Source organism: Kushneria marisflavi (genome assembly GCF_002157205.1).
Lineage (GTDB): Bacteria > Pseudomonadota > Gammaproteobacteria > Pseudomonadales > Halomonadaceae > Kushneria > Kushneria marisflavi.
Genome location: NZ_CP021358.1, coordinates 2,547,447 through 2,561,371, shown reverse-complemented (window position 1 = coordinate 2,561,371; position 13,925 = coordinate 2,547,447). Strand labels below are relative to the sequence as shown.

Here is a 13,925-nt window from a genome sequence, read left to right as displayed (position 1 = left end):
CCGGTCAAATGGGCATGTCGCGCCGCTCAGGCGGCGCGACGCTCGATGGCGGTCAGTGCCTTTTCAAGCGTAGGGTATTCAAACCGGAATCCGGCGGCTTCAAGCCTTGCCGGCACCATTCGGGCACCGGTCAACAGCAGCTGCGACATTTCCCCTAGCGCCAGTGATACTACGCTTCCCGGCATCACAAAGGGTGCCGGCCGATTCAGGCTGGCCGCCAGCGTGCGCGTAAATTTCGCATTGGTTACTGGCGCAGGAGCGCCGGCATTCCAGGCCCCCGAGATGTCGTCGCGCTGAAGCAAAAAGTCGATGATGCGCACCAGGTCATGACGATGAACCCAGGGCATGTACTGACGCCCCTTGCCCAGTCGCCCACCGAGCCCCAGTCGGAACATGGGGCGCATGGGCTTGAGCATTCCGCCATCCCGGTCCAGTACCAGTCCGATCCGAAGACAGGCCACTTGCATCTGATCCGTGGCCAATTGCTGCGCAGCCTCCTCCCACTCTCGACAGAGTCTGTGGGCGAACTCCTTGTGCGGCGAGGTCTGCTCGGTCACTTCCCGACTGCCCTGATCACCGTAGTATCCCATCGCCGAGCCCGAAATCAGGCGAGCCGGCGGTGTTGCCAGACGCTGGCAAAGCTCGCCGACATCATGTGTGGCCTTGAGACGCGAATCGATCAGCTTCTTTTTTTGCGCCTCGCTCCAGCGCCGATTAAAGATGGGCTCCCCGGCAAGATTGACGATCGCCCCCACGGACTGGTCGGCAAAATCGATCGCCGAAGAGCGTGCCATCACGGGCACCCTGATGGTGGCCTGAGCCTTGTCCGACTGGCGAGACACCACCATCAGCGTATGTCCCTGCTCATGCCAGTACCGGCACAGCGCCTGACCGACAAAGCCGGTGGCTCCGGTGATCACTATATTCACGTCGCTCTCCCCCGATCCAACGCATGGCAATCGCAAGGATTCGCCATGACTGTTGATCATTGCGTGGAAACTTTTATCGAACCGTTTTTAACGTCAACGCCGTTCTGGTACATATAACGTACAAGATTTATCCGGGTTTCGCCCGATACCTGCGGCGCAGCCATGACCGTTTCCCTTCAGACAATTTGAGGCCTTCGTGGACTTCTTGCACAATATAGCCGTCATTGGCGCCGGCATGGCCGGGCTGTCTGCCGCGCGGGCGCTACAGCAGGCGGGAAGGAATGTACAAATTTTTGACAAGGGTCGACGCCCGGGTGGACGAATGTCCTCCAGGCACAATGACCATGGTCTGTTCGATCTTGGCGCCCAGTATTTCACTGTTCGCGACCCCGAGTTTGCACAATTCATCACGGCTTTCGAACAACAGGGCAGCGTCGCGCGCTGGCCCGGTATCATGGCGCGCCAGATCGACGGGCAATGGCAGGCGCAACCTCCCGAACATCCCAGATATTCGGGCATGCCCTCGATGGCGGCGCTGACCGATGCGCTGTCCGAACCCATGAAGGTTCATCAGCAGGTGCGTATCACCTCAATGACACGTACCGGCTCGACCTGGACACTCGAGGATCAAAAGGAGCAGCAATGGTCGGGATTCGATCATGTCATCGTGGCCATACCGGCACCGCAGGCAGCGTTGTTGCTAAAGGGGATCAGCACATCGCTTCGACCGCAGACCAACATGTCCCCCTGCTGGAGCACGTGGGTGCGATTCAGGGGCGCTCTGGACATGCCCTCGGGCATTGAAAACTGGCATGGGGCCCTGCTGGAGTCGTCACCGGTGCTGCGCTGGGCAGGGCGCAATCAGACACGGCCCGGGCAGCATGAAGGTGAGCGACTCACGCTTCTGGCCAATGACGACTGGTCTGACAAACACCTGGAAGACGCCGCCGACCAGGTGGCCGACAGGATGATCAAAGCCTTTCAGGACTGTTATCCCGCGCCGCTTCCAGCCATTGATGCCTGCGGCGCGCACCGATGGCGATATGCCCAGCCCTGCCAGACGCCAGAGAACACCCCAGGCTATCTCATTGAAAAGCCGACGCAGCTATCCCTTTGTGGCGACTGGTGTATCGATGGTCGCGTCGAGGCCGCCTGGCTATCGGGCAGCCGGCTGGCACAGGCCCTATGTGGCCAATGACAACATTTACCCATGCACATGAACGGCCAACCCAATACTTTGCTGACTCAGGAATGATACCGATATGACAACTGCACTGATCGTACTGGCCCACGGCTCCACGGACAGCCGCTGGCAGGCACCGTTTGAAACGCTGGAACAACGTCTCAAGGCGCGCATGACCACACCGGTACGACTGGCCTATATGGAGCTTTGTGACCCACTGCTCGAAAACGTGGTCGCCGAACTGCATGCCGATGGGTTCAATGACATCGATATCCTGCCGCTTTTTTTTGCGGCGGGTCGCCATCTGCGTGAAGACGTGCCGGGACAGCTGGATGCCCTGCGTCAAACGCATCCCGAGCTTTCCTTGACCCTGCTCGACCCGGTAGGACAGCACCCATCATTTGCTGATGTCGTGGTCTCGATCGTGGCCGAAAACCAGCGTGACAGCACTTGTACAGAATAAAGTTTGGCGTACAACATCTGTGCAAATACTGCTACACTATAGACATACACAGGTTAAATTTATTTGTTCGACCATGATGGCTAACGCAATCATGCATGCAGGTCGAATTGCTCATTTTCGCAACGTGGCGTACCAATCGGTATTCACGTTCCTGCCAGCAGGAACTGCGAAGGAGGCTCTCGTTTATTATGACTGAGAAAGTGGCAAGTGCTGTCGGCGGACCGCTCTATCCCATCAGGGAAGTTTCGCGTCTGACCGGCGTCAATTCGGTAACGCTGCGTGCGTGGGAGCGCCGTTACGGGCTGATTCAGCCAAGACGTACCCCAAAGGGACATCGTCTTTATGCTCGCGAAGACATCGAGCGGGTTGAACGTATCCTGCAATGGCTCAACCGGGGGGTTCCGGTCAGCCAGGTGGGGGAACTGCTCGATCAGGCTTCGACCGAGACTTCAGCTCAGGAAGATGGCGGTCAGGCACCGACTTCCGATGAATTCGCGCCGGATCATGACTGGCAGGGTCAGCGTCAAGAGGTTATCGATGCCGTGTCCGAATTCGATACCAACAGGCTCGAAAATCTGTTTACTCGAAGCATGGGGCTGTATCCGGTCAACACGGCCATTGCCCGCCTATGGCAACCAGTTGTCGAGCATCTTGAAAAGACCTGGGCGGAGCATTCTACCCCCATGGCCCAGCGCTGCTTTCTGGAATCCTTTCTGAGAACCCGCCTCGGCCTGCGGCTGTACCATGGTAACCATGAAAATACCGAGCCGCGCATCCTGATGAGCTATCTGCCCGGGGGCTGTAGTGCACTCTGGCAATTGCTGTTCGCCTTTACGGCCAGCAGCGCCGGCTTCTACATTACGCTGTTTGATGGATCGGTGCCTCTCAGCGAGCTGATTGAGGCCGCCCGGTGCAAAAACGCCAGAACCATCGTTCTCTCCGGTGCCATGGAAGCCGATATTAACGGACTGCGCCAGCAGCTTTCAGAAGCGTCCTATCAGGGGATTTTGCCCATCCGCGTGGCAGGTTCCATTACGCGACAGCTGCGTGACACGGATGAGGATAACCTGAGTGCATTGGCCAGCGACCCCGCGCGAGCCATCGCGCAATTGAGACTGGCCACTGCCCGTCATGGCTGATGCCGACAATGTCATGGATCGACTGCAACCCGCCTTATGGCGGGTTGCTTGCGAAAGGAGCCTATGAATGGGTAGCAAGCGACAGCTGGTCTGGTTCAGGACCGATTTAAGGTGTGAAGATAACACGGCCCTTCATCATGCAGCGCAATGCGGCCCCGTCATCGGTGTGGTCTGCTGGACCCCGCAACAATGGCGGGAGCATGGGCATGGCGATAACAAGCTCGACTTCTGGCGCCGCGGTATAGAGGCGCTGTCGAATCATCTTGACCGTCTCAATATTCCTCTCAGGATCATTGACGCCGAACATTTCGGAGCATTGCCTGACCGGCTTCTTGAGCTTGCAGAGACGCTCGAATGCGAGGCCATACACTTCAACGATGAGTATGGGCTTAATGAGCGATGTCGTGACCGACAGGTCAGCGAAGGCTTTCATCAGCGCGAACTGGCCGTGCACCGCTATACCGATCAGATTGCCTTCACACCCGGCGAACTTCTGACCGGAGACGGCCGCTATTACAGCGTCTTTACACCTTTCTATAAAAGCTGGCTCAAAAATATTGGCGCCAACCAGCTGCAGCAGTTTGATGCTCCAGAAGCACAGGCTGCCTTGAGCGATGTTGTTAGCGATGAGCTTCCCGAACTCAAGGCCAGTCATGCGGTGATCAATAGTGACGACTGGCCTGCCGGTGAAGAGGCAGCGCAGGATCGTCTGGCCCGCTTCCTGCAAAAAAGAGCGCATCAATACGACAGCGGACGCGACTTTCCTGCCATGAAGGCGACCAGCGGGCTCTCGGCCTGGCTGGCGCTGGGCATGATGTCATGGCGTCAGTGCATCAACGCCGCTGCAGCCAGAAATGGCGGACATCTTGGTGACGGAGACAGCAATCTAAAAAGCTGGATCAGCGAGATCATCTGGCGCGAATTCTATCAGCACGTTCTGGTCGGTTTTCCCCGCGTCAACCGCCATCAGCCCTTTCAGGAGCATACGAAGGCACTGGCCTGGCGAGACAGCGACGAGGACTTTCAACGCTGGTGCGAGGGCAATACCGGCTATCCGCTGGTCGATGCGGCCATGCGCCAGCTGACTACGACCGGATGGATGCATAACCGCTTAAGAATGGTCACCGCCATGTTTCTCAGCAAGCATCTGCTGATAGACTGGCGGCGCGGCGAGGCCTTTTTTTTGCAGCATCTGGTTGACGGTGAACTGGGTGCCAATAACGGAGGATGGCAGTGGGCAGCCTCCACGGGAACGGATGCGGCGCCCTATTTCCGCATCTTCAACCCGACCACCCAGTCCAGACGTTTTGACCCGGAAGGCATGTTTATTGCAGAGTTTGTGCCCGAACTGGCAAACGTTGAGGCTAAAAAGCGTCATGCGCCCGATGCCGCCACCTGCAAACACATCGGTTATCCGTTGCCCATGGTGGATCATCGCGCTGCGCGTCAACGAGCGCTGGACGCCTTCAAGGCATTAAGTTAAACGTAGCTGAAGAGCGATGCCGAGGCTGCAGGCCCGCCCACTGGCGCTGGCGTGCATTTCGCCACCTCTATCAGTACACTAAGCGCGCTCCGTCAGGAGTACCTATTCCTTTGATTTCCGGAACATCTCAGTGACCACGCAACACTCCTTTAACCGTGATCAGCTGCTCGCGTGCAGTCAGGGCGAACTTTTCGGCCCTGGGAATGCACAGCTGCCAGCACCGAACATGCTGATGCTGGATCGCATCACCAACATTCAGGAAGCGGGTGGCAAATACGGCAAGGGCGAGCTGATCGCTGAGCTGGATATTAACCCTGACCTCTGGTTTTTCCAGTGCCACTTCCCGGGCGACCCCGTCATGCCGGGCTGCCTGGGCCTTGATGCCATGTGGCAGCTGCTGGGTTTCCACCTGGGCTGGCTGGGCAACCCCGGCCGCGGCCGCGCGCTGGGATGTGGTGAGGTCAAGTTCTCCGGACAGATCCTTCCGGATGCCGAGAAGGTCACTTATCATATTCATATCAAGCGGGTGATCACGCGCCGCCTGATCCTTGGCATCGCCGATGGCGTTCTGTCCGTGGATGGCCGCGATATCTACGAAGCCAACGACCTGCGCGTTGGCCTGTTCACCTCCACTGCGAATTTCTGATGGGGAGGCTCCCATGCGACGAGTGGTAGTCACTGGCCTGGGCATTGTCTCCTGCCTGGGCAACGATCAGCATCAGGTCCTTCAGTCCCTGAAGGAAGGCCGTTCGGGTATTCGCTTTCGCGATGAGTATGTCGAACGCGGAATGCGAAGCCATGTTGCAGGCGTTGTGGACATCGACCTGGACGCTCTGGTCGACCGCAAACAGCGCCGTTTCATGGGAGATGCGGCCGCCTACGCCTATGTTTCCATGCAGCAGGCCATAGAGGACTCCGGTCTTTCGCCTGATCAGGTGTCCAACGTGCGCACCGGTCTGATTGCAGGCTCGGGCGGCGCGTCATCTGCCAACCAGGTAGAAGCCGCTGATATTCTGCGCGACAAGGGGCTACGCCGAGTTGGCCCCTATCGCGTGACCCGAACCATGGGTAGCACCGTATCTGCCTGTCTGGCCACACCCTTCGCAATCAAGGGGATCAATTACTCCATCTCCTCGGCCTGTGCGACCTCGGCTCACTGTATCGGCAGCGCTGTCGAGCAGATTCAGCTGGGCAAGCAGGATGTCGTCTTTGCCGGCGGCGGTGAAGAAGAGCACTGGACCCTGTCGTGTCTGTTTGATGCCATGGGCGCACTGTCCACCAGCTACAACGACTGCCCCGAGAAGGCATCTCGCGCCTATGACACGGCACGCGACGGCTTTGTCATCGCAGGCGGTGGTGCCATGCTGGTGCTCGAAGAGCTTGAGCATGCCAGGGCACGTGGCGCCAAAATCTACGCCGAGGTGGTGGGCTACGGTGCCAACTCCGATGGCCATGACATGGTGGCCCCTTCTGGTGAAGGTGGCGCTCGCTGCATGCAGCAGGCAATGTCGACCGTCAAGGGCGACATCGACTACATCAATACGCATGGCACTTCGACACCGGTTGGCGATATGTGCGAGATCAAGGCCCTGCGTGATGTCTTCGGTGACAGGGTTCCGGCACTTTCCTCGACCAAGTCGTTGACCGGACATTCTCTGGGTGCCACCGGCGCACAGGAAGCGATTTACTCGCTTCTCATGATGCAACACGATTTCATCTGCGCATCCGCCAATATTGATGAAATCGACCCGGAAGCCAGCGATCTGGATATCGTGACAAAGCGTCGCGACGGTGTACGCCTCGAGCGTGTCCTGTCCAACAGCTTTGGGTTTGGCGGCACCAATGCCTGCCTGATCTTTCAGCGCATGGCCGACCAGCCGTCCTGACCGCCAGCATCGCAATGCCAGGCAGTACTAGGTAAAAGCAGTACTCAGGCAAAAAAGGGCGCCCCAACGGGCGCCCTTTTTCATGCCATCCAGCGCCTTGTTTTTCGGCACCTGTCACGATCGACCTGATTCTATAGTGCGCTGGCAGAAGCTTCTTCCAGTGCCGGCCTGGACACCTTCGAAATACGTGCCAGCTCCTGCTCGATCCACTGCTCGACTTCCCGCGTCACCTCATCCGGCTTGCGATCCCGAGTGACAATGGGCTGCCCAATGACGACATTGATTTGCCCGGGCGTTTTGATAAACCCCTTGCCAGGCCAGTGCTCACCGGCATTGTGGGCGACCGGCAGTATCGGCACCCCGGCCCTGCAGGCCATGTGTATACCACTCTTGTTGAAGCGGCGACGCTCACCGGGCGGCACGCGGGTACCTTCAGGAAACAGCAGGACGGAAAGCCCGGAAGCCAGACGGGCCGCACCTTCAGTCAACACCAGCCTGAGTGCCCTCGAGGGTTTTGATCGGTCCAGCGGAATCGGTCTGAGCATTCTCAGCGCCCAGCCAAAAACCGGAATCTTCAGCAACTCCTGCTTGAGCACCGTACACATGGGCGATTTGATGGTCTGAAGAAACAGGGTTTCCCACTCGCTTTGGTGGTTGGACAGCAGCACGCAGGCCCCATCAGGGATATGCTCACGACCTTCCACACGATAACGTACGCCGCAGCAGAGGCCGAACCAGAACACGATGAAGTGGTTGTAAAGGTTCAGGACCCTAAAGCGTCCGTTGAGCGGCAGAAAAAAGGCCAGCGGCACGAGAGTGACGGCACTGACAATAATGGCCATTAGATAGCCGGTATAAAACAATAGACTGCGTAGCGCCTTCACGGCCCCTTCTCCTCGTCAAAGCGTGCCTGACACCACTGCTCAAGCATGGCATCCAGCGCCAGCCGCCAGGGCTTTTGATGAACGCCAAAGGTCTCAAGCATCTGACGACAGTTGAGGACGCGTCTTAGCGGCTGATCATGATGGTGGTGCAGCGGCGTGATCTCGCCAAGGGTCAGATCAATGTTTCTTCTGGCGAGCTGAATCTCCAGCTGATGGCGCACAACGCCATGAAAGGTATAAAGACTGACCGGTTCCACGCCGGCGAGATGATAGGCCCCCCAGGCGTTGGCACCCGAAAACTGCTGCGACAGCATACCGATCACGGCACGGGCCACGGCCTGAGCGGGCGTTGGACAGACAATTTCATCTTCTGCAGCACGCTGGCACTTGCCGTCCACCAGCTCATCCAGCATGCGCGCCAGCCAGGCATTGCGACCTTCCAGCGCCATCAGCGGCCCGGTCCGTACGATAAAGTGCTCGGCCAGCCCTGAACGAATCCGGTTGCCCGTCTCCAGCAGACGCTGCAGCCCCTCATCCCGGGGCGAGGGCAGTACGCTTTCTTCGATGGGCATGTCCGACCCGGCATCAAAGATCTGATCGCTGACGAACCAGACCAGCGGCACGCCATGTTCGCGACAGGCCGTCATGACAGCTTCTACCTGTTCGACATGCTCGATTATCTCGGCGTAGTCGACACCGGCCGGACACAATAATGGTGGAAAAATGACAGCGTCCGGCGCCCATGCCTTCAACTGCGGCAGCGGGCATTGACGGGAACGCTCGATGATCAGCTCGACATCGCTTCGCGAGTCGCTTTCATTGATGAGCGCCCGACCAAGGCAGTGATCGGCATCAAGCAGTAATAGTTTCATTGAGTTTGCGGCCCGACAGAAAATGACGTCACTCTTGGCGGGCAGTGACGCGGCAGGCCCGACACTTTACAAAAAAAACCCATGGGTTGCACTGTCCGGAGGCTGCGTCATGCCAAAGGCCATACGGCGGCAAGCCCTTGATCATCGTCTATGATCAGTCAAGGACTCACGAGACGTTCACCAGACAAGAAGCCTGCCTGAATGACAAAAGAAGCCACCATCGTAACGCGCCATCGCAGCGGCAAGGGGTTTACATATCGCGACGCTGCGGGGAAAACTCTGAAGGACCAGCAATGGCGGGAATGGATCAAGGGCCTTGCCGTTCCGCCAGCATGGCGCGACGTGACCATCACGCTCGATCCCGAGGCGCGCATTCATGCCACGGGAAGAGACAGTGCCGGGCGCAAGCAGTATGTCTACAACAGCCAGTGGCGTGAGCAGCGGGAGAAGATGAAATTCGATCGCATCGTCGATTTTGCCCAGCGGCTATCGACCATGCGACGCATTACCGGTCAGCACATGGCCCGCGATGGCATGCCACGAGAGAAGGTACTGGCCTGCATGGTCAGACTGCTGGATACGGCCTATTTTCGCCCCGGTAACGACAGCTATAGCGAGCAGAACGATTCCTATGGGCTGACCACCATGCGCTCACGCCATCTGACCATCAACGGCGACGAGCTGATTTTCGACTACCAGGGCAAAAGTGGCCAGCAGCAGCACAAGGTGGTTGAAGATGAAAAACTGGCGCAGATTGTTGGGGAGCTTGACGACATCCCGGGCTATGAAATCTTCAAGTACTTTGATGATGATGGACGCAAGGTACGTGTCGATAGCCAGGACCTTAACGACTATATCCATGAGGTCATGGGGGAGCGCTTTAGTGCCAAGGACTTTCGGACCTGGGCCGGCACCTCCATTGCAGCGCTCGCCCTCGATGAACTGGGCATCGGCGATGATGACGATGCCAGCCAGTCGTATATTCGTGAAGCGGTAGAGCGCGTCGCTGCTCGACTGGGTAATACGCCCAGCATTGCACGAGCAAGCTATATCGACCCGCGCGTCATCGAAAACTATCTTGACGGTCGCTTGCTAAGACATTTTCTGGAGCAGATCGAGGATGCCCTTGATCAGGATGATCTGACAGGCCCTGAAGAGCGGGCCATCCTGAAGCTTCTTCAGGCCCGTCTGAAAAGAAAACGCTGACCTCATGAAAAGACCCGCCGAGGGCGGGTCTTAGCAACGCTTGGCAACAGCTGATAACTAGAACGGAATTTCGTCGTCGAAATCATCGAAGCTGCCAGGGTTGGGGGCGCCACTACCCTGACCCTGCTGGTTGCCCGGGCCACCACCCTGCTGGTTACCCTGACTGCCCTGCTGAGGACCTTGACCATAGTTGTTCTGGCCCTGCCCGTAGCCACCCTGATTCTGACCACCCGCGGGGCTGTTCTGGCGGGCGCCGCCGCCCTGCTGGTCGTAACCGCCCTGCTGGCCATAGCCACCGCCACCCTGACCACCGAAGTCACCGCCCTGAGCACCGCTGCGGCTATCCAGCATCTGCATGTCGTTGGCCACGATCTCGGTTGAATAACGATCCTGACCATCCTGGCCCTGCCACTTGCGGGTCTGAAGACGCCCTTCGATGTAAAGCCGCGACCCCTTTTTGACATACTGCTGCGCAATTTCGGCCAGCTTGTTGAACATCACAACGCTGTGCCACTCGGTGCGCTCCTGACGCTGACCGCTCTGGCGATCGGTCCAGGTATCGGTGGTTGCCAGACGCAGATTGCAGACAGGACTGCCGGAGGGCAGAAAACGTACTTCCGGGTCCTGACCCAGATTACCGATCAGTATGACCTTGTTCACCCCACGGGCCATGTTTCTCTCCAGTGCCGGCTGGCATGTTTAAACGAATGAACTGACAAGGCCATTGCCTTGACATGATCGTCTATAATAACTGTATGGATATTCACTGCAATGCAGGCCTTGCCACGCATATCCCCGAACGGACAAAAGCGCCACTTTGCGCGGCGACTTTTCATGTGCCCTGACAGGCACCTGCCCTTTGTGGCGTGCAGCCCCTATTTTACCGGGCTGGGCACCACATGGAAAACGCTGTGCACTGCATTTTGCGCCTCGCTTTCAACTCCTTCTATAGTGTCTTTCCGACGCCGGCGATGAGGTAGGTATGGATCGTATTTCGGTGAGTGGGGCCCGCACCCACAACCTGAAGAACATTGATGTCGAGCTGCCCCGTGACAAACTGATTGTCATTACCGGGCTCTCCGGATCAGGCAAGTCTTCTCTGGCCTTTGACACCCTGTATGCAGAAGGGCAGCGTCGCTATGTCGAATCGCTGTCGACCTATGCACGCCAGTTCCTCTCGATGATGGAAAAGCCCGATGTTGACCACATCGAGGGGCTGTCACCGGCCATTTCCATCGAACAGAAATCCACATCGCACAATCCGCGCTCGACCGTTGGTACCATCACCGAAATATACGACTACCTGCGCCTGCTCTATGCCCGGGCAGGGACGCCGCGCTGCCCCGATCATGAACTCGATCTCGAGGCGCAGACCGTCTCACAGATGGTCGATCAGACGCTGGCGCTGGAAGAAGGCACCCGTGTCATGCTGCTGGCCCCCATTATCAAGGGCCGCAAGGGCGAGCATCAGCAGGCGTTAACCGAACTGCGTACCCAGGGTTTCGTGCGTGTCCAGATCGATGGTCAGACGTATGAATTCGATGAGCTGCCGACGCTGGACAAGAACAAGAAGCACGACATCAGTGTCGTGGTGGACCGCCTGAAGATCCGCGAGGACATCGAACAACGTCTGGCAGAGTCCTTCGAAACCGCGCTGGGGCTTGCCGATGGTGCCGCTGTGCTGCATTTCATGGACGACGACCGCGAAGACATGATTTTTTCATCGCGCTTTGCCTGTCCCATCTGTGGCTACTCGATCGCCGAACTCGAGCCGCGCATGTTCTCTTTCAACAATCCTGCTGGCGCCTGCCCGAGCTGCGACGGGCTGGGGGTGCATCGGTTCTTCGATCCCGACAAGCTTATCCGTCAGGACGAACTCTCCCTGTCTGAAGGCGTCATCAAGGGATGGGACAGACGCAGCATCTACTATTTCAACCAGCTGGAAGCCGTGGCGGCGCACTACAGGTTCGAGCTGGAAACGCCCTGGAAGCAGTTGCCGCAGCGCGTTCGCGATGTCGTTCTGCATGGAAGCGGTCGCGAATCCATTTCGTTTTCCTACGTCAATGACCGTGGCAAGAAGGTCTCACGCGAGCATGCCTTTGAAGGCGTGCTGCCCAATATGGAACGCCGATATCGGGAAACCGATTCAAGCATGGTCCGTGATGATCTATCGCGCCATCTGGCCGTACGCCCCTGCCCGACCTGTCATGGCAGCCGCTTACGCCGCGAAGCGCGTCATGTTTTTGTCGATGACCACTCACTACCGTCGGTCGTGACCAAACCGATCGGAGAGGCTCGAACCTTTTTTGGCACCATGGACCTTCCCGGTCGCCGCGGAGAAATTGCCTCACGAATTCTGTACGAGATCACCAGCCGTCTCGAATTTCTGGTCAACGTCGGTCTCGACTATCTGACGCTGGAGCGCAGCGCCGATACCCTGTCGGGCGGTGAGGCTCAGCGCATTCGACTGGCCAGTCAGATCGGAGCCGGACTGGTAGGGGTCATGTACATTCTTGACGAACCCTCCATTGGCCTTCACCAGCGGGATAACGATCGTCTCCTGCAGACCCTGACCCGTCTTCGCGACCTGGGCAATACGGTCATCGTGGTTGAACACGATGAAGATGCCATCCGCTCTGCCGACCATGTACTCGATATTGGCCCTGGCGCCGGGGTCCACGGCGGCCAGATTATCGCTCAGGGCACGCCGGATGAAATCGAGGCCAGTCAGCACTCGCTGACCGGCCAGTATCTGTCAGGCACTCGGCGCATCGAAATCCCCTCGCCGCGCACGCCGATCAATCCGGAGAAGATGCTGCACCTGACCGGAGCCTGCGGCAATAATCTGGACGATGTGGATCTGGCACTGCCGCTGGGGCTTTTTGTCTGCGTAACGGGTGTGTCGGGCTCCGGCAAGTCCACCCTGATCAATGCCACCCTGATGCCAGTGGCTGCCCGGGAGCTCAACAAGGCCACAACACTGACGCCCTCTGCGCACAAGGCCATCGAGGGTCTTGATCAGCTCGACAAGGTCATCGATATCGATCAGAGCCCCATTGGACGAACACCTCGCTCCAATCCTGCTACCTATACCGGGATCTTTACGCCCATCCGCGAATTGTTTGCCGGCACGCCCGAGGCCCGCTCGCGCGGGTACAAGCCGGGGCGTTTCTCGTTCAACGTCAAGGGCGGGCGCTGTGAAGCGTGCCAGGGTGAAGGCATGATCAAGGTGGAGATGCACTTCCTGCCGGACATTTATGTACCCTGTGACGTCTGTGGCGGCCGCCGATATAACCGGGAAACCCTGGACGTGCTCTACAAGGGTCAAAGCATCCACGATGTGCTGGAGATGACGATCGAGGAGGCCGTGGAATTTTTCTCTCCGGTGCCCGCCATCGCCCGTCGCCTGCAGACCCTGATGGATGTCGGACTGTCCTATATCAAGCTTGGGCAAAGTGCGATTACGCTCTCGGGCGGGGAGGCGCAGCGCGTCAAGCTGGCACGCGAGCTGGCCAAGCGTGATACCGGCAAGACGCTTTATATACTCGATGAGCCTACTACGGGACTTCATTTCGAGGACATCAGACAGCTGCTGGGCGTTCTTCACCGACTGCGCGACCAGGGTAATTCGGTCGTGGTCATTGAACACAATCTTGATGTCATCAAAACAGCCGACTGGGTCGTTGATCTGGGCCCCGAGGGCGGTTCCGGAGGCGGACACATCATCGCCGAAGGCACTCCCGAAGAGATCAGCGAGCAGGACGTTTCGCATACAGGACGCTTTTTGAAACCGCTGCTGGCGCGCGGCTACTAACTCTTGAGAAGTAGCTCTCTACAAGCCGGGGAGGACACGGCCGGAAGCCATCGTGCTTCCGGCCCT

Annotated in this window: 12 protein-coding genes; 8 read left to right on the top strand and 4 right to left on the bottom strand. The window is 58.2% G+C overall.

Translation table 11 applies throughout. From position 1 onward, the window contains the following. Positions 1-26 precede the first annotated feature (26 nt). The gene (locus tag B9H00_RS11720; RefSeq protein WP_086900795.1) at positions 27-929 is read right to left on the bottom strand and encodes a TIGR01777 family oxidoreductase; all 903 of its coding nucleotides are present in this window, start codon (positions 927-929) and stop codon (positions 27-29) included. A gap of 235 nt (positions 930-1,164) precedes the next feature. Between B9H00_RS11720 and B9H00_RS11715 the strand changes: the two genes are divergently transcribed. The 6 genes from B9H00_RS11715 to fabB all read left to right on the top strand — a co-directional run bounded on the left by B9H00_RS11715 (position 1,165) and on the right by fabB (position 7,083). Next, positions 1,165-2,127, top strand: a complete 963-nt coding sequence (locus tag B9H00_RS11715; RefSeq protein WP_236944421.1) for an NAD(P)/FAD-dependent oxidoreductase — start codon at positions 1,165-1,167, stop codon at positions 2,125-2,127. A 64-nt stretch (positions 2,128-2,191) separates the two neighbouring features. Continuing rightward, entirely contained in the window at positions 2,192-2,575 is a 384-nt protein-coding gene (locus B9H00_RS11710) for a sirohydrochlorin chelatase (RefSeq protein WP_086900793.1), read from the top strand. Between the two features lie 188 nt (positions 2,576-2,763). Further along, on the top strand, positions 2,764-3,714 hold the full coding sequence (locus tag B9H00_RS11705) for a MerR family transcriptional regulator (RefSeq protein ID WP_086900792.1): 951 nt from the start codon (positions 2,764-2,766) through the stop codon (positions 3,712-3,714). 67 nt (positions 3,715-3,781) lie between these two features. Further along, positions 3,782-5,197 carry a deoxyribodipyrimidine photo-lyase gene (gene phrB, locus B9H00_RS11700; protein WP_086900791.1) on the top strand — a complete coding sequence of 472 codons (1,416 nt, stop codon included), beginning with the start codon at positions 3,782-3,784 and terminating at the stop codon, positions 5,195-5,197. A 130-nt stretch (positions 5,198-5,327) separates the two neighbouring features. Beyond that, on the top strand, positions 5,328-5,843 hold the full coding sequence (gene fabA / locus B9H00_RS11695; protein ID WP_086900790.1) for a 3-hydroxyacyl-[acyl-carrier-protein] dehydratase FabA: 516 nt from the start codon (positions 5,328-5,330) through the stop codon (positions 5,841-5,843). 13 nt (positions 5,844-5,856) lie between these two features. Beyond that, positions 5,857-7,083, top strand: coding sequence for a beta-ketoacyl-ACP synthase I (gene fabB / locus B9H00_RS11690; RefSeq protein ID WP_086900789.1), 1,227 nt, complete (start codon positions 5,857-5,859; stop codon positions 7,081-7,083). Between the two features lie 131 nt (positions 7,084-7,214). Here fabB and B9H00_RS11685 read toward each other — a convergent pair whose 3' ends face one another. Together B9H00_RS11685 and B9H00_RS11680 are read right to left on the bottom strand one after the other, a co-directional pair. Next, positions 7,215-7,967 (bottom strand): lysophospholipid acyltransferase family protein, encoded by a 753-nt coding sequence (locus B9H00_RS11685; RefSeq protein ID WP_086900788.1) that lies wholly within the window; start codon positions 7,965-7,967, stop codon positions 7,215-7,217. Next, a complete protein-coding gene (locus B9H00_RS11680; protein ID WP_086900787.1) occupies positions 7,964-8,839 on the bottom strand; it encodes a sugar nucleotide-binding protein in 876 nt (291 codons plus the stop codon). Before B9H00_RS11680 ends, B9H00_RS11685 begins: the two co-directional genes overlap by 4 nt. 201 nt (positions 8,840-9,040) lie before the next feature. Between B9H00_RS11680 and B9H00_RS11675 the strand changes: the two genes are divergently transcribed. Continuing rightward, positions 9,041-10,045 (top strand): DNA topoisomerase IB, encoded by a 1,005-nt coding sequence (locus tag B9H00_RS11675; RefSeq protein ID WP_086900786.1) that lies wholly within the window; start codon positions 9,041-9,043, stop codon positions 10,043-10,045. A 57-nt stretch (positions 10,046-10,102) separates the two neighbouring features. Here the strand turns inward: B9H00_RS11675 and ssb are convergent, their stop codons facing one another. Next, positions 10,103-10,717, bottom strand: a complete 615-nt coding sequence (ssb, locus tag B9H00_RS11670) for a single-stranded DNA-binding protein (RefSeq protein WP_086900785.1) — start codon at positions 10,715-10,717, stop codon at positions 10,103-10,105. 310 nt (positions 10,718-11,027) lie between these two features. Between ssb and uvrA the strand changes: the two genes are divergently transcribed. Continuing rightward, positions 11,028-13,859 (top strand): excinuclease ABC subunit UvrA, encoded by a 2,832-nt coding sequence (uvrA, locus tag B9H00_RS11665; protein ID WP_086900784.1) that lies wholly within the window; start codon positions 11,028-11,030, stop codon positions 13,857-13,859. The last annotated feature ends 66 nt before the right edge of the window (positions 13,860-13,925 follow it).